The following is a 23,449-nucleotide window of genomic DNA, read 5'->3' on the forward strand; positions in this document are numbered from 1 at the left end:
GCCGGCGCCGCGCGCACGCGAGGGTGCCGGGGAGGGCGGCGCGGGCGGCCTCGAGCCGTTGGCGCGCGCTCGGCGCCTCGCCGAGGACCTCGTCGCGGACTTCGCGCACGCGGGCCACGACCTCGATCGCCGCGCTCGGGCGCCGCACCGACGCGGCCCGGAGGTCGGCGGCTGCGACGCGAAGCCGTTCGACCGCGTCAGGGGCGACCTCGCCAGAACGGGCCTCGGCGAGCTCGAGGGCCGACGCGATCTCGGCCTCCGCGGCCGAGACCTCCGCGGTGGCGTTCTCCGCCGCCTGCAGGACGAAGCGGTGCGCGTCCTCCACGGCCCGGAACAGCCGATCCGCCCGCCGGAGCGCGAGGGAGGCCTCGAACGGGTCCGCGTCCGGCGCCTTCAGCGCCGCATCGGCCCGCGCCAGCGCGGCCCGTGCCCCGCGCTCGGCGCGGTCGGCATCCGTCCACTCCTCCGCGTCGAACCGGGGTCGGGCCTCGGCGACGAGTCGTGCGGGGTCTCCCGAGGTCCGGGCGATCTCTTCGCGCCGGGCGCGGACGGCGGCGATGCGAGACGCGATGCTCCCGTGCGCGCGGCTCCAGTCGGAGAGGCGTTCGCGGGTCTGCTCGACCGCGGTGCGACGGCGCTCGAGATCGTCCCGCAGACGCACGGCGTCGGTCCGCCGCTGCGCCGGGATCCGCGTCGAGGTCGCCAGGGCCGCGACCTCCTCGAAACCGCGGTCGCGCCCGCGCAGCGCGGCGGCCAGCCCGCGGCGGAGGTCTGCGGGGGCCTCGTCGGCAACGGCCGCCTCGAACGCGACATCGAGGTCGTTCACCGCATCGTCGAGCCGCGCGAGCGCGGCTTCGGCGGCCGATCGGGCGTCGGCTGCCGCGGCGGCGGCGCGGGGCGACCTCCGGCGCGCGCGCACGACGAGCGTCACGACTCCGGCGATGACCAGTGCCGCCAGGAGGGCGATCGACGCGGGCAGCGCCCAGGAGAAATCAGACACCGTCGGCGGGGCCGGGGTCCTCGTCGGACACCAGTAGCAGCGCGCGCAGTTCGTCGGCGGTGTCGACCGCCGCTTGGGCGCCGTCGGCCTCGTGCGGCCAGCTGAAGCCCCAGCGGACGAAGATCACCGGCACATCGGCATCCGCTCCGCCCTCGACGTCGTGGTGACGATCGCCGATGAGGACGGGGCGCGAGGTGTCGTAACCCCGGACCTCCAGGCGCCGCAGCGCCTCGCGGACGATGTCGGACTTCGCGCTCAGCGTGCGCTCATCGGGGCTCGCACCGACGATCGCCTCGAGGTCGGGGGCGAGACCGAAGTGGTCCATGAGCGCCACGACCTGCACCTCGGGCTTCGAGCTCGCGGTCGACTGCGGCACGCCGGCGGCGTGCAGGTCGCGCACGATGTCCGCGACACCCGGGTACAGCTGTGCGCTGCCGGTGTAGCCCTCGTTCTTGTTGAGCGCGCGGTAGAACGTGACGGCCTCGGTCGCCTCGTCGGGTGTCATGCCGACGTTGACCTGGAACGACTCGAACATCGGCGGCCCGATCCAGTGCGACAGTTCGCCGCGGAGGGGCGGCCTGCGCCCGAAGTGCTCGAGGGTGACAGTGAGACGGCGGAGGATGCCCTCGGATGCATCGACGAGGGTTCCGTCGACGTCCCAGAGGACGCACGACCAGGGGGAGCGCACGGGCATGGGCTCCACGCTACCGGGGTGAGGGAGCTCCGTCCGTGTCGGTGGCGCGCTCGATCATGCGGCCGCTCGCATCCGGGAGGCCGTGGCGGCCGCGCCCGCCGTGACCTGCGCAGGCTTCGAGGTCAGATCGACGCCGGCCACGACCGCTCCGGCGGTCACGGCGACGCCGGACCGGCATGTTCCCGCGTCCGTCGGCCGAGCGCTCAACAGCCGAGAGCACACCGTGAAGGTGCCCGCCGGCACCTCGAGCGAGAATCCGCCGGAGTCCCACGCGTCCGCGTACGTCGACGCGACCACGGCTCCCTTTGCGTCCCTTGCCTCGACGTATCCCGACGCCCACCGCGTCGTGGTGCTCGACACCGCAAGGGAAAGGCGTCCGGTGAGCACGCCGGCACGATCGAGCTTCCGTGTCGGGATGGTTGTGGTGCCGCCGGCGCTGACCACGAACGAGGGAGCGGACTCCCGAGTCAGCGCGGAGGGCGCCCATCCCGGAGCGTACGAGGTGATCCCGCCGTCTACTTCACCGTGGAACTGGACGCGGTACGAGCCTGTTGGAAGCCCGGTGAAGCTGTAGGCGCCGGTCTCGTCCGTGGACGCGCCCCTCATCGCGGCGGTGTCGCCGTCCCGCCAGAGCAGCACCATCTCGCCGCTCACGGGCTGTCCGCTCCTCGCGTCCACGACTGTTCCCGTGACGGTTCCCGGCGCGGGGACGGCGATCTTCTTGACCTGTGACCCCGCGACGGCGGTGAACGTCTGCGACACGAGCGCATTGTCCGAGGGACCCCCCGTGGCCACGTCGATCCGGTACGACTTGCCGGCGACAACGCTGGAGGGAAGCGAGAACGAGCCGTTCTTGGCGCTCGAGACCCGTATCTCACCCAGCGAGCGGCTCGCGTCCTCGCCGAACGCGGCGGAGCGGTCGAGGGGAACGAGCCGGACCACGGCGCCCGCTACGGGCGTCCCGGTCTTCGCATCGGTGAGAGAGCCGGACACGGAACCGTCTCCGGTGGCCATCGTGAAGGAGACCGGTGTGGTGCGACCCTGTTTCACGGAGATCTTGGTCGCGGTCGTCGCCGACGAGCCGCCGAACCACGTGTCGACCCCTCCAGCGGCCCTCGACCCGGCGAACGCCCGGTAGGTGCCGGTCGGGACATAGAACGTCGCGGAGAGGGAGGACGGCGAGGACGACGAGGAGGTGACGGAGGGAGAGAACGTCCTGCCGGCCGCATCGATGAGGGCCACCGTGGTGGAGGCCGGGCCTTGGCCGAGCACGGTCACCGAGACCGTGCCGGCGGCGACCTTCGGCGTCACATCCGGTGTTCCGACATCCGTCGCAGAACCGGCCACGGTGACCCACCTCGCCGACTCCGGCGTGACGGCCCCACCGAGGAAGATCGGGCCCGCGGACACGGTGTACTGTCCGGGAGCCAGGGCGCCGAAGCGGAACGCCGAGCCGGCCGCGCCGTAGGTGTAGTCCACCGACCTGGCCTCCCCGCCGATCATCTGCAGGAGCTCGAGCGAAACGTACGACTCGCCCGGGGGCGTGGGGAGGGTTCCCGTGATCGCTCCGGCGACGGACGTCGTGATGTTCTTGATCACCGGCGTCGCGCCGACGGTGAACGCGACGGCATCGGCGAAATTCGACGCGGCGTCGGACCACGCGGGGGCGAGGTCGCTGTCCTCCGACGGCTGGAAGGACAGGGTGTAGGACCCCGGCATGACGCCGCGGACGCTGAATCGGCCGTCGGAGGCAACCCTGACGCTCGGAGAGTACCCGCCGAGAGGCGACGCCACTCGGACCGTGCCTCCGGTCGCCGGTGTCGTCCGTCCGGAGACGGCGACGGTTCCGGAGACGGTGACCCCTGCCACGCGGAGATCCAGCGTGACGGGTTTGGCGGCCACGGTGACGAACGTGGCTGCGGCCAGCGCGGCCGCCGAGCCCGAGAAGACCCGTCCCCCTGCTGCGTCGACGGCGGTGGTGACCTCACCCGGCGCGACGCCGGGGAAGGAATACGCCCCGTTCGCATCGGTCTGGGTCCATCCGAGGGTCGCCCCCGAACGCGAGTAGAGGTGGACGGCCGAGGACGACACCGGGGATCCGTCGGCATACGTCGCCTTGCCCGACACCTTCGTCCCCGAGGCGAGTGTCATGTTCGCCGTGACTTCTCGCCGGGATCCCGAATCGACGGTGATGACGTCGGCCGTCGCGAGAGAGGGCTTGTCCGAGAAGTACTCGGCGAGGAGCGAACCGGAAGGGGGGTCGGCCTGCAGGGTGTATGAGCCGGGCGCAAGGCGCGAGATGGTGAAGGTGCCGCGATCATTCGTCGAGGTCTGGTCCCTCCACGTCCAGCTGCCGTCCGCGGTTCGGATGTACGCCACGATCGACACCCCCGCCGCTGGTACGCCCCCCGGGCCCGAGACGGTGCCGGAGATCGACCCCGCGGCGGCCAGAGAGGCGTTCACCCCGGTGCGCTTCTGTCCTGCCGTCAGCGTGATGGTTCGCGCGTCGTCGAAGGATGCGGCGTCATCCCACCACTCGTCGAGCACCGGGAGGCTGTAGGTACTGAACTGCACCCGGTAGCTGCCGGCCGGCAAACCCGTCAGGGTGTACGAACCGTTTCCGGACACGGTGGTCGAGGCAACCGTCTTCCATCGGTCGGTGTCCGAGACGGCCGAAACGGTGAGGCTGCCCGTGGTCGCTGTCGAGGGAAGGGTGATGGTGCCCGAGATGGATGCGGCGAGTGTCAGAGTGGCATCGATGCCCGTGACGCGCCCGCCCGCGCCGAGGGCCACGGTCGTCGCCGAAGCGAAGTCCGGTTGCGCGTTCCACCATTGGCTGACGACCGGCAGCCAAGAGGACGAGAACTTGATCTTGTACGAGCCGGGCGCGAGATCGCTCAGTGTGTATGACCCGTCCTCGGAGACCTGGGCGGTCGCCTTCACGCTCCACGACTCAGCCGCGGCATAGGCCTCCACCGACACCGAGCCCTGGGACAGGCTCACACCCTTCGGCAGAGTCACCTTCCCCGAGATCGTGGGCGACGAGGAGAGAGCGGCATCCACTCCCGTCTTCTTCTGCCCGGATGCCAGAACGATTCGTGTCGCGGTGGAGATGTCGGCCTTGTCGTCCCACCACTCCGAGGTGACCGGCAACCCGTTGGGCGTGAACTTGACGACGTAAGTGCCGGCCGGAAGGCCGGTGAGCGTGTACGAGCCATCGCCCGCCACGTAGGCGTTCGCGAGGGTCTGCCAGGAATTCCCCGGGGCGTAGGCGGAGACCTGCACGCGCCCTTGACCCAACGTCACTCCGGACGGCAACGAGACGGTGCCGGAGATGCTGGCCGAACGCGCGAGCGTGGCATCGATGTTCTTCTTGTTCTCTCGCGCCTGGACGGTGATCGCCGTGGCCGAGGCGAAATCGGGCTTGTCGTTCCACCATTCGCTCACCGCGTCGATGTCGTATGTCTGGAACTTGACTTTGTAGGAGCCCGGAACGAGACCTCCCACCGAGTAGGTGCCGTCCGAGGCCACGGTGCCGTATGTGGCGCTGTCCCATTCGGACGTCGCGGGTACCACCTTCACTTCGAGCGAACGCCACCCGGGATTCACACCGGGGGGAAGCGTGACCTTTCCGGAGATCGTGGCTGCGGGCTCGAGCGAGGCGTCGATGCCCGTGAGGACTCCTCCGCCCGTCACGGTGATCGGGGTCGCCGACTGCACGGTGCGCGCGTCCTTCCAGAACTCGGGCAGAAGAGCGCGGTTCTGGGGAACGAACGAGACGTTGTAGGTCCCCGGCGTGACACCGCTGATCGTGTACGTGCCATCCGCGCGCACGGTCGTCATCCAGTTGCCGTCCAAGGAGCCGGAGGTGGGACGCAGTTCCACCATGGTTCCGGACAGCGCGGAAGCGAGATCGGCGGGAGCGGATACCCGGCCCGACACGATGCCGCCCGAGGCGAGTGCGGCGTCGACGCCGGTCTTGACCTGCCCCGCGGTGAGGGTCACGATCGCCGCGGAGCCGTAGTCCGTGGCGTGGTCCCACCATTGCGGAAGCACCGGGAGATCGCGCGGGGTGAAGGAGATTCGGTACGAGCCGGCGGGCAGCCCGGCGAGCAGGTACGAACCGTCGCTCTGGACGACCGTCGTGTGCAGCTCGGTGTCGGACGGTGACGTCGAAAGCGCCTGCACCTCGACCGTGCCGTCGGAGAGTCGGATGCCAGCGGGCAAGGTGACCCGACCCGAAACCGACGCGGACTTGGCCAGCTTCGCGTCGATGCCGGTCAGCACCTGTCCCGCCGTCACCGTCAGGACGTCGGCCGTATCCCAATTCGGTCGAGCGTTCCACCATTGCGTGACCGTGCGGGTCGATCCGGAATGGAACTCCAGCTTGTACGAGCCGGGCGGAACGTCATGGAGCTGGTACGAACCGTCGGCGAGTACTTGGGTGCTGGCCACCGATGTGTACTTGACAGTGGACGACTCGACATAAACCGTGACGGGTGCCGCGGCGAGCGATACTCCCGTGGGAAGGGTGACTGTTCCGGAAATCCGGGCGCCGCGCGGCGGGGTCGTGTTGATGCCGGTGCGCACCTGCCCCACGGCCAGCGTGAGAGCGCGCGCCGACTCGGCGGTGCTCGCGCTCTCCCACCACCACCGCTCGGCGACGGGGAGGTTCGAGCTGTCGAATTCGATCGTGTACGTCCCGGCGGGAAGGTCCAGGATGGAGTACGTGCCGTCGGCGCGGACATTCCCGCTCGCGATGAGAGCTTTCGTCGTATCGAAGACCCAGACCGTGATGTGGCCGCGGTCCAGGGTGACGCCGTCAGGCAAGGCGACTCGACCCACGACGCCCGACGTCCGCGGCGGCTCCGCGCGCAGGGTTCCGTCGACGCCCGTCTTCGCCTGCCCCGCGGTCAGCGGGATCGCCTGGGCGGCATCCGCCGTCGCCGCACCTTTCCACCATTCGTCGACGCCATGGCTGCCGGTGAAGCGAACGCGGTACGTCCCGGGTGCGAGTCCGGCGACGACGTAGGAACCACTCGCCGCCACCGAGGCATCCTTGACCACGGTGTGCGCGTCACCGATCGAATAGACCTCCACTCGTGGGCTCGTCACGACGGTCGAGGAGCCATCCGGGAAGGAGACGGTCCCCGCGATGGACGCTCCGGACGACAACGTCGCGTCGATGCCGGTCCGGGCCTCACCGGTCTTGATCGTCAGCAGGGTCGCCGTGGAGAAGTCGGCTCGCCCCTTCCACCACTGCTCGAGGAGGGGGGCGTTGAAGGTGGCGAACTTCACCTTGTAGGTTCCAGCTGCCAGTCCCGTGAGGGAGTAGGTGCCGTCGCGACGCACCGCCGCGGAGGCGAGGACGCGGTCCGACGAGAAGGTCGAGTACAGCTCGACTCTCAGAGTGGTGGGATCCACCGAGGCACCCGACGGCAGCGCCACCTTGCCCGAGATGGAGGCGAGGGGCGCCAGTGGGATGGCAAGCGGGCCGGAGGCCTGACCGGGAGTGAGGACGAGCTCGGTCGCGGAGGCGAAGTCGGGCTTGTCGTTCCACCACCGGTCTGCGACGGGGATACCGCTGACCGCGATGTGGATCTTGTACGAGCCGCCGGCGAGACCGATCACCTGGAAGGTGCCGTCCGAGGCCACCGGCGCCGACGCGACGAGCGATCCCGGCGCCGAGGAGTTGAACACTTCCGCGGTCGCGGATCCCGACGAGAGGTCGATGCCGGACGGCAGGCTCACGCGCCCTCGGATGGAGGCTCCCGCGGTGAGCGCTGCGTCGACTTGCGTACGGGCCTGACCCGCGGTCACCGTCACGGACGTCGCCGACGCTCTGTCCGCGGCCTTCTTCCACCACTGGTCGACGACGGGGAGATCGTGGGCGTGGAAGAGAACCGTGTAGGTACCCGCGCGGAGGCCGGTGATCGAGTATGTTCCGTCCGCTGCCGCGAAGGAGCTCGCGGCCGCATCCGTTCCCCCGGCGGCGAACGCGGAGACCTCCACGGCCCCGGACGAGAGCGCCACTCCCGTCGGGAGACTCACCTTGCCCGAGATCGAACCGGCCCTGGACATCGTGGCATCCACTCCGGTCCGGGCTTCCCCGGCGGCCAGGGCGAGGGGGATCGCGGAGTCCGCGTCGGGCTTGTTGTCCCACCACTGCTCGAGGAGAGGCGATGTGCGCGCCGAGAACCGGATCTTGTAGCGCGCCGTGGGCAGGCCGGTGACGGTGTAGGTCCCGTCGGACGCGACATCCACCGCGCGCGTGAGGGGGTACCCATCCGCACCGACCACGGTGACCGTGAGATCGCCGGGAGTCGGCGTCACCCCCGCGGGCACCGTCACCTTTCCGGAGATGGATGCCAGGGGTCGGAGCACCGCGTTCACCCCGTCGCGAGATTGTCCCGTCTTCACCGTGACCGCGGTGGCCGTGTCGTAGGTCGTCGCCGCATTCCACCATTGAGCTACCGCGGGGAGGGTTCCGGGATCGAAGTCGACCCGATATGTCCCGGGCGGGAGCCCGGTGATCGTGTAGCGACCGTCGGGGCCGGCAACGGCCGTCGCGGCGATCACGGCCGCAGACGACCAGGCGCGGATCGTGACGTTGCCGGCCGTCGCGGACACGCCGGCGGGGAGGGTGACGGTGCCGGAGATCGTCGCGCTGCGGGCGAGGACGACGTTGACGTCTTTCACGGTCTGTCCGGTGCGGACGACGACCGGTGTGGCGGTGTCGAAGTCGGGCTTGTCGTTCCACCACTCCGCGAGAACCGGCAGGTCTTTCGGTGTGAAGGAGATCGCGTACGATCCGGCACGCAGACCGGACAGCGCGTACGATCCGTCGGGCGCGACGGTCGTCTGCGCAACCGCTGACGTGCGGTCAGACGTCGAGAACGCGCGCACGGCGATCTGGCCGGATCGGATGTCGACTCCGGAAGGCAGGGTCACGCGCCCGACGATGCCGGCCATCGAGGCAAGAGCCGCGTCGATGCCGGTGACCCGTTGGCCGGCGGACAGGGTGATCGTGGTCGCCGAATCGAAGTCCGGACTGTCGTTCCACCACTCCGACACGAGAGGGAGCGCGCCCGGAGAGAAGGACACGCGGTAGCTGTCGGCCGCGAGGCCGGCGAGGGTGTACGTCCCATCTCGGCGAATCGTCGTGCGGGCGACGGCCGTGGTGGGATCCGAGGTCCGGAAGGCCAGGATCGTGACGCCTCCGGTGGAGAGGTCCACGCCGGCCGGAGCGGTCACGGAGCCGGAAATCGACCCGAGGGCGCTCAACGTCGGGTTCACGTCCTTCGCGGTGCTGCCGGCCACCAGATTCAGCGCCGTCGCAGAGGCGAAGTCGGGTGCATCCCGCCACCATTCGGGAACGATCCCCGCGGCCCCGCCGAACAGCAGCTTGTACGCCCCTGTCGGCAGGCCGGCGATCGAGAACGTGCCGTCCGACCGGGCGGTGGTGGAGGTGACGGCGACTTCGGGGCGCGCGACGTCGTACACCGACACGCTCACACTCGCGAGGTCGGTGCCGGCGGGTGCGGAGATTCGGCCGGAGACCGTCGCGCCCGTGCGGATGGTCGCGTCGATGCCGTCGCGGGCCTCCCCCCGCGCGAGCGTGACGGATGTCGCCGACCCGATGACGGCCGCGTCCTTCCACCACTGGGGGAGCAGGGAGCTGTCCCACGGGCTGAAGCGCACCAGGTACGAGCCGGCCGGCAGGCCGCGGATGACGTAGCGGCCGGTGACGTCGATGCTGCTCGCGCCGACGGCGACGGACTCATCGCTCGTGCTGTAAGCCGCCACCTGGACGGCCTTTTCGGTCGCCCCGGAGGGTATCTGAACCCGTCCGCTGAGCGAGGCTCCTGCCTGAAGGGAGGCGTTGATGCCCGAGACCTGTTGCGCGCCGACGAGGGTGATCGGGGTCGCCCAGGAGGACGAGGTCTTGGCATCCCACCATTGCGGTAGGAGGTTGGCCTCGGGCGACGCGGAGAACTTCACGGTGTAGACGTCGGCGTCGAGCCCCGCGGCGCGATACGTGCCGTCGGCCGCCACCGGGACGGCGGCGGCGATCGAGCCGCCGGAGGCGTAGACCGTGGCGGTGACCAGCCCGGCAGTGAGAGACCGGCCGGCGGGGAGCGTCACCGCGCCCGAGATGGAGCCGGTCGTCGGTAGGGCGGTGGGTGTCGGTTTCGGCGTGGCCGTCGGTGTGGCCGTCGGCTTCGGTGTGGCCGTTGGCTTTGGTGTCGCCGTCGGGGTAGGCGTGGAGGTCGGTGTCGCCGTCGGCTTCGGTGTCGCCGTCGGGGTAGGCGTCGCCGCCGGGCGGGGGCTGGTCGACGATGTGGGCGTGGCAGCCGGGCTGGGTGTGGCCGTGGACGTGCGTGTCGGCGTCGGGGCGGCCGACCGGGCCGGTGTCGGTGTCGCGGCCGACGTCGACACGGGCGGCGTGGGCGTCGGTGTCGCGCCGTACGCAGCGGGCGCGATCAGGACGGACCCGACGAGTGAGAGACCGACCAACGTGGTCGTCCAGGCGTGCAGCATCGATCGCGCAGACGTGCGCATTTCCCCCCCCAGGGCGGCCGCAGGGCCGTCAGCGCGGGTCGAGCGGCCCGCGGTTCACCGCGGAATCTTCTCCCGCTGACTACGTTCTATCGCACGCGGGAAACGGCGGGCAAGGAGAATATTCCCCCCGCCATGCCGCCACCGCACCCCCGAGGCTGCCGAAGGCTCTCGCGGAGCACGAGGGACGTCAGCGCCGGGGCAGGTCGCGGAGCAGCCGGTCCGGGTGGATCGGCAGGTCGCGGACGCGCACGCCGGTCGCGTGGTGAACGGCGTTGGCGACGGCGGCCGCGGTCCCCACCATCCCGATCTCGCCGATGCCCTTCCCGCCGATCGGTGAGAGGTGCGGGTCGTGCTCGTCGATCCACTCGACCTCGACGTCGGGGGCGTCGGCGTGCGCCGCGATGTGGTAGCTCGCGAAATCCCGCGCGAGGTAGCGCCCCGTGCCGGGGTCGACCTCCGCGTCCTCGTGGAGCGCCATCGACAGTCCCATCGTCATCCCGCCGACGAGTTGGGCGCGGGCGGTCCGCGGGTTCAGGATGCGGCCCGCCGCGAAGACGCCGAGCATGCGCGGCACCACGACCTCGCCCGAGTCGAGGTCGACGCGGGCCTCGACGAACTGCGCACCGAACGAGAACCGGGCCATCGGCTCCATCGCCACGACCTCCTCGGCGGTGTCGACGGTGACCGAGATGCCCTCGGGGGGCATCGTCGGTCGCGAGGCCAGGCGGCGCGCGAGCTCCTCGCCCGCCCGGATCACGGCCCACCCCCACGAGGCGGTTCCCCAGGACGCCCCGGACACCGCCGCGGGGGGCAGCCGCGTGTCGCCGATTCGCACGTCGATGCGGTGGAGTTCGACGCCGAGAGCGTCCGCGGCGAGCTGCACGATGACGGTCCGTCCGCCCGTCCCGATCTCGGTCGCGTTGATGGCGAGCTCGAAGCGCCCGTTCGGAAGTGCGGTGATCCGGGCGGTGCTGGGCACCACGTCGGCGGGGTACAGCGAGGACGCGACGCCCGTGCCGACCATCCACCGCCCCTCCCGCCGGCGTCCGGGGCGCCGGTCGCGCGCGGCCCAGCCGAACCGCTCGGCCCCGCGCCGCAGGCACTCCACGAGGTGTCGGCTGCTGAAGCGCTCGCCGCTCTCCGGGTCGACCGCGGGCTCGTTCCGGACGCGCAGTTCGACCGGGTCGATGTCGAGCGCGAACGCGAGTTCGTCCATGGCTGACTCGAGCGCGTACAGGCCGGGGGTCTCGCCGGGCCCGCGCATGTAGGAGGGGGTCGGCACGTCGAGGGCGACGACGCGGTGCGTCGTCCGCCGGTGCGAGGCGGCGTACATGTGCCGCGTGGGGACGGCGGTCTGCTCGACGAACTCCTGGATGCCGGACACCTGGCCGATCGCGTCGTGGCCCACGGCGGTGAGGGTGCCGTCGGGATCCGCCCCCAGCCGCACGCGCGAGATCGTGGGCGATCGGTAGCCGGCGAGGCCGAACATCATCTGACGGGTGTACGCGATCTTGACCGGCCGACCGACGAGGAGGGAGGCCATCGCGGCGAGGACCGCGCCCGGGCGCGTCGGGCCCTTCGAGCCGAACCCGCCGCCGACGTGCTCGGACCGGATGCGGACCCGCTCGGGTGGGAGGTCGAACAGCGTGGCGATGGTGGCCTGCGCCCAGTTGGTGCCCTGGGTGGAGTCGAGGAGGTCCAGCCCGTCGTCGTTCCAGCGGGCCACCGTGGCGTGCGGCTCCATCGGGTTGTTGAAGGCGGCGGGCGTCGAGTACGTCGCGTCGATCGTGACGGCGGCGGACGCCAGGGCGGCGTCGACGTCGCCGATGACGCTGTCGGTGGCGAACATCGCGTTGGTGTACTCCGGCGCGTAGAGGCGCGGATGCGTGCGGGTCAGGCGGACGTCGGCCTGCTCCTCCTCGTAGACGACGGGCAGGCGCTCCGCGGCCTCGCGCGCCGTCTCCGGGGTGTCGGCCAGAACGACCGCGACGACCTGGCCGCGGTACGACACCCGGGAGGACTGGAGGACCAGCACCTCGGCGTCACCGGCGTCGTGCAGGCGGGGCGCGTTCTCGGCCGTCATGACGAACGCCACCCCGGGCATCGCCGCGACGGCGGCGGAATCGATCGACACGACGCGTCCGCGGGCGATCGTCGAGGTGACGATCCAGGCGTAGAGGACGTCGGACGGCGTGTGCTCGTAGGAGTAGCGGGCGGCGCCGGTCACCTTCACGCGGCTCTCGACGCGGGCGACGTCACGTCCGACGGCGCTCACGCCTCCTCCCCCTGACGCTGCGCGAGGTCGCGGAGCACACCGGAGATCAACCGGTGCGCGAGCTCGAGCTTGAACGCGTTCTCGGGCTCGGGCTCCGCGGCCGACAGCTCCGCGGCGATCGCGTCGTCGAGGGTGTCGGGGTCCAACGGGACACCGAGCAGACGGTGCTCGATCACGCGCGCTCGCCAGGGACGGTGCGACACGGCACCGAGGGCGATCCGGACGTCGCTCACGATCCCGTCCTCGAGGCGGAGGCCGGCGGCCACCGTCACCAGCCCGAAGGCGAACGACTGGCGATCGCGCGCCTTCCGGTACGACGTCGACATCCCGGCGGGTGCGGCGGGGATCGTGATCGAGGTGATGAGCGCACCGGGCGGGAGCGTCGTGTCCCGGTCGGGGCGGTCCCCGGGAAGACGGTAGAGCTCGTCCACGGGGATGGATGCCGAGCCCCCTGCGGTCTCGAACTCCACCGTCGCGTCGAGGGCGACGAGCGCCACCGCGAGATCGCCCGGGAACGTTGCGAGGCACGAGGTCGATGCGCCGAGCACCGCGAGTTCGCGCGCCGCCCCCGAACCGCGCGCGGAACAGCCGGAGCCGGGATCCCGCTTGTTGCACGGCGTCGAGACGTCGGCGAAGAAGACGCAGCGCGTCCGCTGGAGGAGGTTGCCGGCGACCGTGGCCATGTTGCGCAGCTGTCCGGACGCCCCGGCCAGGACCGCTTCCGCGACGAGCGGATGACGCGAGCGGACCGTCATGTCACCGGCGAGGTCGCTGTTGCGCACGCTCGCGCCGATCCGCACTCCTCCGTCGGCGTCGACCGAGATGCCGCCGAAGTCGAGGCGGCTGACGTCGACGAGACGGGACGGGTGCTCGACGCCGAGCCGCATCAGGTCGACGAGGTTCGTTCCCCCTCCGAGCAGGCGCGCGTCGGGGTGGGCGTCGAGGAGCGCGAGAGCCGACGCGGCGTCGGCGGGCCGGTCGTACGCGAAGGACTTCATCGGGCGTCCAGGACGGCGGCGACGATGTTCGAGTAGGCCGCGCAGCGGCACAGGTTCCCGCTCATGCGCTCCCGGACCTCCGCCGCGTCGAGTTCGGCGCCCGCGGGACCGGTCGGAGCGGCGACATCGGCGGTCACGCGGCTGGGCCATCCCTTCGCCGCTTCGTCGAGCACACCGACGGCCGAGCAGATCTGACCGGGCGTGCAGTAGCCGCACTGGAAGGCGTCGCGCTCGATGAACGCGCGCTGGACGGGATGCAGGTCGCCCGCGTCGGCGAGCCCCTCGACCGTCGTGACGTCCCGACCCTCGGCCGCGACGGCGAGCGTGAGGCATCCGAGTTCGCGTCGTCCGTCGATGAGGAGCGTGCACGCTCCGCACTGTCCGTGGTCGCAGCCCTTCTTGCTGCCGATGAGATCGAGGCGCTCGCGAAGGAGGTCGAGCAGGGACATCCGGTTGTCGACCTCGACCGACTCGGGGCGTCCGTTGATCGTCACGACGATGTGCGACGTGTGCGTGGCCTCGGGGATCATGCGATGCAGTATGCACGAGCGGCGACCAGGGGGGAACGGCGCCTTCTCAGCCCTCGATAGCGGCCTTCTCAGCGCGCGACGGGGAAATCCGCGCAGAAATGCGGCCGACGGAGGCGTTCTCAGCGGCGGCGTTCGACGCCGAAACACACGAGAAACCGTGATTTTACGGGGATCGGGCCCGTTCTCGACGCGCGGCGGCCCGCCGCGGACGTGGCGGCGATTCTCACGCGCGGTGTCGGAAAACGTAACTTGGCGCGAGCGGTCCGCTCCCTATAGTTCTCGTCAAGCGACAGACCCATTCTCTCCAGGTGAGAGACCCGAACCTCCCAACGACAGATGGAGAACTGATGAAACTCGGCCCCTTCACTCGCGGCGGCGCACTCGCGTCGCTCGTCGTGGCCGCCGCCCTCGTGATGAGCGGCTGCAGCGGATCCGCGAGCACCTCCTCCTCCGCCGCCGCGAGCGGCATCCCGCAGAAGACGATCGGCGTGTGGCAGTCGCAGGGCGACGGCGACGGGGAGAAGCAGACGCTCGCCGCCATCCAGCAGGCCGCCGACACCGTCGGATGGACCACCGTGGTGACCGACTCCGCGGGAGACCCGCAGAAGATGGCATCCACGATGCAGTCGCTCATCACGCAGCACGTGGACGCGATCCTCACGAACTACGTCGCGACCGGCCTCATCGCGCCGCAGTTGAAAGCCGCCGCTGCCGCGGGGATCCCGGTCATCGCCGTCGGCTACGCGGGCGTCCCGAGCGACGACTTCGCCGGCATGTACTACCCCGACCAGGGCGAGCAGACGACGATGCTGCTCCAGCAGATGGCGAAGGACCTCCCGAAGGGAGGGTCCGTCGCGCCGCTGGCGGTCGCCGGCTACTTCGGGATCGACGCCGAGGTCGACACGCTGAACGAGGACGGCCCGGGCCTCGGCTTCACGCCGCTGCAGCGCATCGATGTGCCGGTCACCGACATCTTCGGCGGCACGACCTCGGCCGCGGTCGACGTCCTCAACGCCAACCCGGACCTCGCGGCGCTGTTCACCGCGCTCGACATCGGCGTGCAGAGCACCGTGCCGGCGCTCAAGCAGACCGGACGGAACGTGCCGATCTACGGTTTCGGTGCGATCCCGGGTGCCCTGAGCTTCGTCCGCCAGGGCGGGGTGACCCTCGTCACGTCGGACGGCGCCAAGTCCGGTTTCGTCGCGATCGACGCGCTCCTCGACCACTGGGTCAACGGCACGGACATCCCCAAGACCACGCCGGCCGAGTACGCCTACAACTACACGATCGTCGACAAGTCGAACGCTCCCGCGGAGGGGACCGACGTCTACCCGCAGGACGACTTCGCCAAGCCTTTCCTCGACAAGTGGAAGAGCAAGTACGGGATCTGATCCCTCGGGCCGCCCGCTCTCGCGGCGGGCGGCCCTCCCCGCCATACCGAACCGACCCGCGCCGAAAGGGGCCCCCGTGACGACCCAAGCGACACCCGAGCGACGGGCGACCGTCGCCGAGACGGCACCGACGCCGCGCCGCCGCCTCACGGCGGCCGGTCTCGAGCGATGGACGCTCCCGGCCGTGTTCGTCCTCGCGATCGCGCTGTTCTCGATCCTGAAGCCCGCGGTCTTCCCCACGCCGGCCAACTTCATCGCGATCGTGCAGCAGAACCTGCCGCTGCTGGTGGTGGTCGGCGGGCTCTGCGTGGTCCTGGCGCTGCGCGAGTTCGACCTCTCCTTCGGCTTCGTGGCCGGCGCCGCGGGAGCCCTCGCCGTCCAGTCGATGGTGCTGTGGCAGGCGAACTGGATCGTCGCCACGCTTCTCGGCATCGTCTTCGGCGCGGTGCTCGGCGCGGTCAACGGCATCCTGGTCGCCTACACGCGGCTTCCCTCGTTCATCGGCACGCTCGCGACGGGGGCGACGATCCAGGGCGTCATGCTCGCGATCTCGAGCCAGACGATCTTCTCCGGCATCGCGCCGGAGTACACGCTCATCACCGGCGCCACCATCGGAACGCTGCCGATCGACATCGTCGTCGTCGCCGTCCTTCTCGTCGCCATCGGTGCCCTGCTGCGCTTCACCGTCTTCGGACGACACGCCTCCGCCATCGGTGACAACCCCGTCGCCGCGCGGATCGCGGGCGTCAACGTCAAAGGCATCCAGGTCCTGAGCTTCACCCTGGTCGGCGCGTGCGCCGGCATCAGCGGCGTGCTCCTCACCTCGCAGGCGGGTCAGTACTACCCCGACCCGGGCAGCAGCCTGCTCCTGCCGGCCTTCGCCGCGGCCTACCTCAGCCTCTCGCTCGGACGCGGCTGGCGCTTCAACGTGGGCGGGGCCGTCCTCGGCGCCCTCTTCCTCGCCGTAGTGAGCACGGGCGTCACGATGCTCAATCAGCCGAGCTGGCTCGGCCAGCTGCTGCAGGGTCTCATCCTGCTGATCGCCATCCTGGCGCTGAACCGCCGCCGGGGGACGCGATGACGGCGTGGCTGCGGACCGTCGGACTCACCAAGACGTTCGGCGGGGTGACGGCGATCGGCGACGCCGCGGTCGCGCTCGGCGCGGGCGAGGTGCGCGGTGTCGTCGGCCCGAACGGGGCCGGGAAGTCGACGCTGATGCAGATGCTCGCCGGCATCCATGCTCCGGACGGCGGCGAGATCCTCATCGACGGCACCGCCGCGCAGTTCAAGGGCCCGGACGACGCGCTCGAAGCGGGCATCGCGCTGGTGCCCCAGGAGATGCAGCTCGCGCCGCACCTCAGCGTCGCCGGGAACATCGTCCTGGGCCGCGAACCCCGGCGATTCGGCGTGGTCTCGGAGTCGCGCTCGCGCGCCGTCGCGGAGCGGGCCCTGGAGCGACTCGGCGCGCCGATCGAGGCCACGGCACCGATCCACTCGCTGACCTCGGTGGAACGCCGACTGGTGATGGTGGCGCGCGCCCTGGTCACGGATGCGCGACTCATCATCCTGGACGAGCCGACCGCGGCCCTCGCCCCGCAGGAGGCCGCCGCGATCCTCGACATGGTGAGGAGCCTCTCCGCGAAGGGAGTCAGCGTCCTCTACGTCTCGCACCGCTTCGACGACATCGAGGCCGTCGCGGATTCGGTCACGGGGGTGCGGGACGCGCGCGTCGTCGCCGACCTGGCGAAGGAGGAGATCAGCCGATCCGCGCTCGTGCAGCTGGTCACGCCCGTCGACCAGATCTCGCACCGCGTGGACGCGCCCGCCGACCGCCTCGCCGATTCCGGAAGCACGCGAGAGACCGCTCTCGTCGTCGAGGACCTGCGCGGGGGACCGCTCGAGAATCTGTCGTTCTCCGCCCACCGCGGCGAGATCCTCGGCCTCTCGGGCCTCGCCGGTTCAGGCGCCGACGAGGTGCTCTGGTTCGTCGGCGGCATCGACCCGCGGGGCGGCGGAGCGGTCACGGTCGACGGGATGCCACTGCGTTCGGGCGACCGACTGCAGGCCGCCCGCGCGGGTGTCGCGTACGTCCCCGGGGACCGGGGCCTCGCGGCCCTGCCGAGTCATGACATCCGATCCAACATCTCCGTGTCGAGCCTGCGCGGCCTCGCCGTCGCGGGGGTGCCGAACCGCGCGCGAGAGACCGACACCGTGACGGCGCTCGCCGCGCGCGTGCGCCTGGCCGCGCCGATCTCCGCGGCGTTGTCGACCCTCTCGGGCGGCAACCAGCAGAAGGCGATCTTCGCCCGGTGGATGGCGGCCGACGCGCGGGTGCTGCTGCTGCACGACCCGACCGCCGGGGTCGACGTCGGCGCCCGGGCCGAGATCCATCAGCGCGTGCGCGAGCTCGCCGCGACGGGCGTGACCGTGCTCGTCGTGTCGACCGACGTGCCGGAGATCTGCGAGCTCGCGGACCGCGTGATCGTCCTCGATCGCGGGCTTGCCGTCGCGGAGATCTCGGGCGACGCCATCAGCGAGCCGGCGCTCCTCGCCGCGATGACGAGTGGAGCGACGGCGCAGACGACCGCAGGACATCCGGACCCCCGTGGAGGAACCTCGTGACCAGACAGACCAGCAGCACGTTCACCGCGGCGATGGCCGCGAACCCCGGTGAGGTGCGCGCGCGCACCACCGGCACGTCGGGCTCGGAGAGCTCGCGGCGGGTCCTCGCCGTACTCCTCTCCTTTACCGAGGAGAACCACACGCAGTCCGTGCAGGAGATCGCCGGCTACCTCGACGTCCCGGTCAGCTCCGCGTACCGCTACGTCGGTCAGCTCAAGGACTTCGGGCTCCTGGAGGAGGCCGAGTTCGGCGGCTACCGGGTGTCGCTGCGCGCGGTCGGCCTCGCCGCCGCGGCGCGCGCCGGGTCCGCGGGGCTCGCCGAGGTCGTGCGCCCGGTGCTCGAGCGGTTGGCCCGGGAGACCGGCGAGACCTCTCTCCTGGTGCGACGTCTCGGGCAGGCGGTCGTCGCGGTCGACATCGAGGAGTCGCGGCGCCCCGTGCGGTTGCGCTTCGAGAAGGGCGTGCTCATGTCCCTCCACCAGGGCGCCGGCGCGCGCGTCCTGCTGTCGGCCCTGACCCCCAAGGAGCGGGCCGAGTACTACAAGTCGATCTGGGCCTTCGAGGAGGACCCGAAGCTGCCGACGGATGCCGAGCTCGCCGACATCGCGGCCGCCGGCTGGACCGAGAGCTTCGGTCAGATCGAGGACGGCATCTGGGGGACCGCCGCGGCCATCCGCGTCAATCGCTCGGTCGTCGCCGCGCTCGCGGTCGCCGGTCCGCTCTACCGCCTCGACGACGACAAGCGCGCCCACATCATCGAGGCGGTCCGGGCGGCCGCGACCGAGATCAACGCCACGGTCGGCGAGGGGACGAACGCATGACGACGACGGCACATGCGCTCCCGCTGTGGATCGCGGGCGAGCCCCACGAGGGGACGACGGTCATCGAGCGCGAGAACCCCGCGCGTCCGGGGGAGGTCGTCGGTGCGGTCGCGGCCGGCGACGCCCGGCTCACGACGATCGCCATCGACGCGGCGCACGCCGCCTTCCCGGCGTGGGCGGCACGACCGGTCGCCGAGCGCGTCCGCCGGGTGCGCGACGCGATCGCGCAGGCTTCGGCCGACAACCCCGCGCGTTCGCGTCTGCTGGCCCGGGAGCTCGGCAAGGTCGCGCCGGACGCGCTCGGCGAGCTGGGCTTCGCGGCCGCGTTCGCCGACTTCGCCGCGCCCGTCGCGGAGCGGATCAGTGCCGACGTCGTCGTCGAGGACGCCGAGGGTCGCCTGGTGATCGTCAAAGAGCCGTTCGGCGTCATCGCGGCCATCACGCCGTGGAACGCCCCGGTCATCCTGGCCGCCCTCAAGGTCGTTCCGGCGCTCATGACGGGGAACACGATGGTGCTCAAGCCGTCGCCGCTGGCACCGCTGGCCGTGACGGACTTCCTGTCCGCGGTGGCCGCCGAACTGCCCGCCGGGGTCCTCAACGTGGTCAACGGCGGAGCGGACGTCGGGGAGACGCTCGTCTCCGACCCGCGCGTCGCGAAGATCACATTCACCGGGGGACTGCCCACCGCCCAGGCGATCGCCGCGTCCGCCGCCCGGCGCGTGACGCCGACGGTGATGGAGCTCGGCGGGAACGACGCCGCGATCTTCCTGCGGGACGCCGAGTACACCGAGGCGATGTACACGCGCGCGGTGTTCGGCGCCTTCCTCACGAGCGGACAGGTGTGCATGGCGATCAAGCGGATCTTCGTGCCGCGCGAGCGGCACGACGAGTTCGTCGCCGGCTTCCGCGCCGCCGCGGAGTCCGTGCTGCGCGTGGGCGATCCGCTCGAACCGGGCGTCACGATGGGTCCGGTCGTGAGCCGCGATCACCAGGAGCGCCTGCGGGGCCTGATCGAGTCGGCCGAGGCCGCCGGTGGCATCCGGTACGAGCTCGGTCGCTGGGACGTCGAGCCGGACGCGGCCGACGGGTACTGGGTCCGTCCGACCCTCGTGACGGGGCTGACCGACGAGCACCCCCTCGTCGCCGACGAGCAGTTCGGGCCGGTGGTCCCCGTGCTCGTGTACGACGACGAGGACGAGGTGGTCCGCCGGGCCAACGCGGTCGACCAGTCGCTCGCATCGTCGGTATGGTCGACCGATCCCGCCCACGCCGAGGCCATCGCCCGACGCCTGGATGTCGGCTTCACGTTCCTCAACTGCGCCAATCGCGCCGGCACGTCGCTCCGCGCTCCCTTCGGGGGCCGCGGACTCAGCGGCCACGGCCGCGAGTTCGGCGAGCTCGGCGTCGGGGAGTACCTCCAGACCCACTCGATCAACTACCCCGCGGCGGTCCGCACCGGCGAGGCCGCGGGGAACGCCTACCCGGTCCCCGCGTCGTGACCGTTCCGACACCGCGCATCGGGGGACGCACGGTCCGGCTCCGCGCGGCCCGGACACTGGAGGTCGACGTCCTCCCCGTGCCGGAGCCGCGAGCGGGAGAGGTGCACGTGCGCATCCGGGCCGTGGGGATCTGCGGCACGGACGTGCACGGGTACCTCGGCCGCACGGACTCCTACCCGGCGACGCTGGGACACGACGCGATCGCCACCGTGGTCGAGGTCGGGCCCGACACCCCGTCGATCCTGGCGGTGGGGGACCGGGTCGTCATCGACCCGACCCTCGCGTGCGGGGAGTGCGCGGCGTGCCGGGCGGGGTCGCCGCAGATCTGCCGCAACGGCGGTTACCTCGGGATGGGCGTTCCGGGCGTCATGGCGGACCACCTGGTCGTGGCGGCCGACCGCCTCGTGCCCGTGCCGGACGTCGTGGCCGACGACGCCGCGACGGTCCTCGAACCGATCACGGTCGCCCTCCACCTGCTCGAGCGCATCGGGTCGTTCTCGCCGCCCGGACGTCGCGCCCACGTGATCGGGGGCGGGCCCCTCGGCGTGCTGCTGGCGCAGACCCTCGAGGCCTTCTCGTGGGACACCACGGTGTACGAACCGCAGCCGCATCGCCGGGAGATCGCGCAGAGCCTCGGTCTCCGCGTGGTCGATCCGGCGGAGATGGATGCCGGCTCCCCGGGCGACTCCGGCCCGGTTCTGGTCGTCGAGACCTCGGCGGCGGCCGCCGGGGTGGAGACCGCGCGGATGCTCGCCGCGCCCGGTTCGGTCGTCGCCCTCGTGGGGCGCGCGCCGACCGGTTTCAGCAGCGCCGAGATCCTGCTGCACGAGCTCACGGTGCTCGGCGTGCGCGCCGGCACGGGGCAGTACGCGCGGGCGGTCCAGCTCGTCGCCGACGGTTCCGTCGCCCCCGCGGCCACCATCACGCACCGGTTCGATCTCGCCGACGCCGCGGACGCTTTCGCGGCCGTCACCGACTCCGAGCAGCACGTGATGCGGGCCGTGCTCCTCGCATCCTGATCCCGCCTCCCGACAGGAAGACACCCCCCATGACCACAGACATCACCGGCTATCGAGCGAAGGTCGGCGTCATCGTCCCCTCGACCAACACGGTCGTCGAGCACGACACCGCCCTGCTCGCGCCGCACGGCGTCACCTTCCACACCGGCCGCATGTACATCGACGACCCGGCGATGGACGACGACACCACCTTCGTGAATCTCATCGAGCAGATCCGCGCGTCCATGAAGGTCGCGCTGCGCGACGTCATGACCTGCAAGCCCGACCTCATGATGATGGGGATGTCCGCCGAGACCTTCTGGGGCGGTGTCGAGGGCAACGCCTCCTTCATCCGCCGCGTCGAGGAGATGGTCGGCGGGCTGCAGGTCACGACCGGTGCCTCCTCCTGCCGTGCCGCGCTCGAAGCATTCGACGTCAGGCGCATCGCGGTCTTCTCGCCGTATCAGCCGGTCGCCGACGTCAACGTCAACCGCTACTTCACCGAGGCCGGCTTCGACGTGCTCAACGTGACCGGGTTGCGCGTCCCGAGCGCGACCGCCATCGCGGAGGTGTCCGAGGAGACCGTCATCCGCACACTCAAGGAGATCGACTCGCCCGACGTCGAGGCCATCGTGCAGGTCGGGACGAACCTGTCGATGGTCCGGCTCGCCGACCAGGCCGAGCACTGGCTCGGCAAGCCCGTCATCGCGATCAACGCCGCCACCATCTGGCACACCCTGCGCTCCGCGGGATTCACCGACACCTGGGGTGCCGCGGGATCCCTCCTCCGCAACTTCTGACCCGCGCCCCGGACGATCCGGGCCGCACGAGCCGACACGACAGGACTGACATGACCGAACACACTCCCTTCCGCGAGCTCGACGCCGACGTGGTCGTCGTCGGAGGAGGGCCCGTCGGGACGACGACCGCACTCACCCTCGCCCAGGGCGGGCTCCGTGTGATCGTCCTGGAGGGGCGCGCCGCGACGAGCCTCGAGGCCCGTGCGACGACGTTCCATCCCCCCACCCTGGAGATGCTCGACGAGCTGGGCCTGGCGGAGGAACTGATCCGCCAGGGCATCATTGCGGAGTCGTACCAGTTCCGCGACGCGGAGCGGGGCAAGATCGTCGACCTCGAGTTCTCGGTCCTCAGCGAGGACACCCGCTACCCGTTCCGTCTCCAGGTGGAGCAGAGCGTCATGACGCTCATGGCCAACCGGGCGCTCGAGGCGCACCCCCTCGCCGAGCTGCACAACCTCGCGACCGTCACCGCCGTCCGACCGCAGGACGACCACGTCGAGGTCGAGGTCGTGGGCGGCCCGCGGGAGGGCGTCCTCCGCGCGCGGCACGTCGTCGGAGCAGACGGGATGCGAAGCACCGTGCGCTCGCAGCTGGGCATCGGGTTCACCGGGCACACGTATCCCGAGCGGTTCCTGGTCACCTCCACCTCGGCGCCCCTGCACGAGCTGCTCCCCGACATCGCGAGCGTCAACTACGTCGCCGACCCGGTCGATTGGCACGTGCTCATGCGCAACCCGAGCGGGTGGCGCGTGCTGTTCCCGGCGCCGTTCGGTGAGGAGACCGCGGAAGAGCTGCTCTCGTCCGAGAACGTCCGTCGGCAGTTCGACCGCGTGCTCCCGGGCCACGACCCGGAGAAGATCGACTGGGTGACCCTGTATGAGGTGCACCGGAAGGTCGCGGACTCGTTCCGGGCGGGCAACGTCTACCTCGTCGGAGACGCGGCGCACGTCAACAACCCCATGGGAGGAATGGGGATGAACAGCGGCGTGCACGACGGGTACCTCCTCGCGAAGCTGCTGGTGCGGGCGGGGAACGGCGAGGACGTGGATGCCGAGCTCGACGACTGGGCGCGCCGTCGCCGCGAGGTCGCCCTCGACTACGTGGGCAAGGAGACCGAGGGCAACTGGTCGGCGCTGCGCGACACCGACGAGGAGCGCCGTGCCGCGCAGCGCGCGGCGTGGGAGGCGCTGGGGGAGGACGAGGAGGCCCGACGGTCGTTCCTGCTCACGTCGTCGATGCTCGCGAGCCTGCGGGGCTGA

15 protein-coding genes are annotated in these 23,449 nt (G+C 71.2%); 9 read left to right on the forward strand and 6 right to left on the reverse strand.

The genetic code is table 11. The features are described from left to right. The 3 genes from I5G_RS16065 to I5G_RS16075 all read right to left on the reverse strand — a co-directional run. Positions 1-1,000: hypothetical protein (locus I5G_RS16065; protein WP_022879969.1), on the reverse strand; the 1,000-nt coding region annotated here is incomplete at its 3' end. After that, positions 993-1,694 (reverse strand): HAD hydrolase-like protein, encoded by a 702-nt coding sequence (locus I5G_RS16070; protein WP_022879970.1) that lies wholly within the window; start codon positions 1,692-1,694, stop codon positions 993-995. The genes I5G_RS16065 and I5G_RS16070, both read right to left, overlap by 8 nt. A 54-nt stretch (positions 1,695-1,748) precedes the next feature. Beyond that, complete coding sequence (locus tag I5G_RS16075; RefSeq protein WP_022879971.1) at positions 1,749-9,839, reverse strand: carboxypeptidase regulatory-like domain-containing protein; 8,091 nt, start codon at positions 9,837-9,839, stop codon at positions 1,749-1,751. 10 nt (positions 9,840-9,849) lie between these two features. Here I5G_RS16075 and I5G_RS26000 point away from each other — a divergent pair, with 10 nt between their 5' ends. Next, positions 9,850-10,335, forward strand: a complete 486-nt coding sequence (locus I5G_RS26000; protein ID WP_187288863.1) for a hypothetical protein — start codon at positions 9,850-9,852, stop codon at positions 10,333-10,335. Positions 10,336-10,443: 108 nt separating this feature from the next. Here I5G_RS26000 and I5G_RS16085 read toward each other — a convergent pair whose 3' ends face one another. From I5G_RS16085 to I5G_RS16095, 3 genes are read right to left on the reverse strand one after another with little or no spacing between them, the layout of a single operon-like run. After that, complete coding sequence (locus I5G_RS16085) at positions 10,444-12,531, reverse strand: xanthine dehydrogenase family protein molybdopterin-binding subunit (RefSeq protein WP_022879973.1); 2,088 nt, start codon at positions 12,529-12,531, stop codon at positions 10,444-10,446. Next, on the reverse strand, positions 12,528-13,529 hold the full coding sequence (locus tag I5G_RS16090; RefSeq protein WP_022879974.1) for a xanthine dehydrogenase family protein subunit M: 1,002 nt from the start codon (positions 13,527-13,529) through the stop codon (positions 12,528-12,530). The genes I5G_RS16085 and I5G_RS16090 overlap by 4 nt, the downstream gene beginning before the upstream one ends. Continuing rightward, positions 13,526-14,059, reverse strand: coding sequence for a 2Fe-2S iron-sulfur cluster-binding protein (locus I5G_RS16095; RefSeq protein WP_022879975.1), 534 nt, complete (start codon positions 14,057-14,059; stop codon positions 13,526-13,528). Before I5G_RS16095 ends, I5G_RS16090 begins: the two co-directional genes overlap by 4 nt. A 347-nt stretch (positions 14,060-14,406) precedes the next feature. Between I5G_RS16095 and I5G_RS16100 the strand changes: the two genes are divergently transcribed. From I5G_RS16100 to I5G_RS16135, 8 genes are all read left to right on the forward strand, one after another. Further along, complete coding sequence (locus tag I5G_RS16100) at positions 14,407-15,450, forward strand: substrate-binding domain-containing protein (RefSeq protein ID WP_022879976.1); 1,044 nt, start codon at positions 14,407-14,409, stop codon at positions 15,448-15,450. A 76-nt stretch (positions 15,451-15,526) separates the two neighbouring features. Then, positions 15,527-16,531, forward strand: coding sequence for an ABC transporter permease (locus I5G_RS16105; RefSeq protein WP_022879977.1), 1,005 nt, complete (start codon positions 15,527-15,529; stop codon positions 16,529-16,531). Then, complete coding sequence (locus tag I5G_RS23010) at positions 16,528-18,072, forward strand: sugar ABC transporter ATP-binding protein (protein WP_022879978.1); 1,545 nt, start codon at positions 16,528-16,530, stop codon at positions 18,070-18,072. Before I5G_RS16105 ends, I5G_RS23010 begins: the two co-directional genes overlap by 4 nt. Continuing rightward, on the forward strand, positions 18,069-18,893 hold the full coding sequence (locus I5G_RS16115; protein ID WP_022879979.1) for an IclR family transcriptional regulator: 825 nt from the start codon (positions 18,069-18,071) through the stop codon (positions 18,891-18,893). Before I5G_RS23010 ends, I5G_RS16115 begins: the two co-directional genes overlap by 4 nt. After that, entirely contained in the window at positions 18,890-20,392 is a 1,503-nt protein-coding gene (locus I5G_RS23015) for an aldehyde dehydrogenase (RefSeq protein WP_022879980.1), read from the forward strand. The genes I5G_RS16115 and I5G_RS23015 overlap by 4 nt, the downstream gene beginning before the upstream one ends. Continuing rightward, on the forward strand, positions 20,389-21,411 hold the full coding sequence (locus I5G_RS16125) for a zinc-binding dehydrogenase (protein WP_022879981.1): 1,023 nt from the start codon (positions 20,389-20,391) through the stop codon (positions 21,409-21,411). The genes I5G_RS23015 and I5G_RS16125 overlap by 4 nt, the downstream gene beginning before the upstream one ends. 29 nt (positions 21,412-21,440) lie before the next feature. Continuing rightward, positions 21,441-22,190: an arylmalonate decarboxylase gene (locus I5G_RS16130; RefSeq protein ID WP_022879982.1), complete on the forward strand. Its 750-nt coding sequence runs from the start codon at positions 21,441-21,443 to the stop codon at positions 22,188-22,190. A gap of 50 nt (positions 22,191-22,240) precedes the next feature. Further along, positions 22,241-23,449: an NAD(P)/FAD-dependent oxidoreductase gene (locus I5G_RS16135; protein ID WP_022879983.1), complete on the forward strand. Its 1,209-nt coding sequence runs from the start codon at positions 22,241-22,243 to the stop codon at positions 23,447-23,449.

This window comes from Microbacterium sp. B19 (assembly GCF_000333395.1).
Lineage (GTDB): Bacteria > Actinomycetota > Actinomycetes > Actinomycetales > Microbacteriaceae > Microbacterium.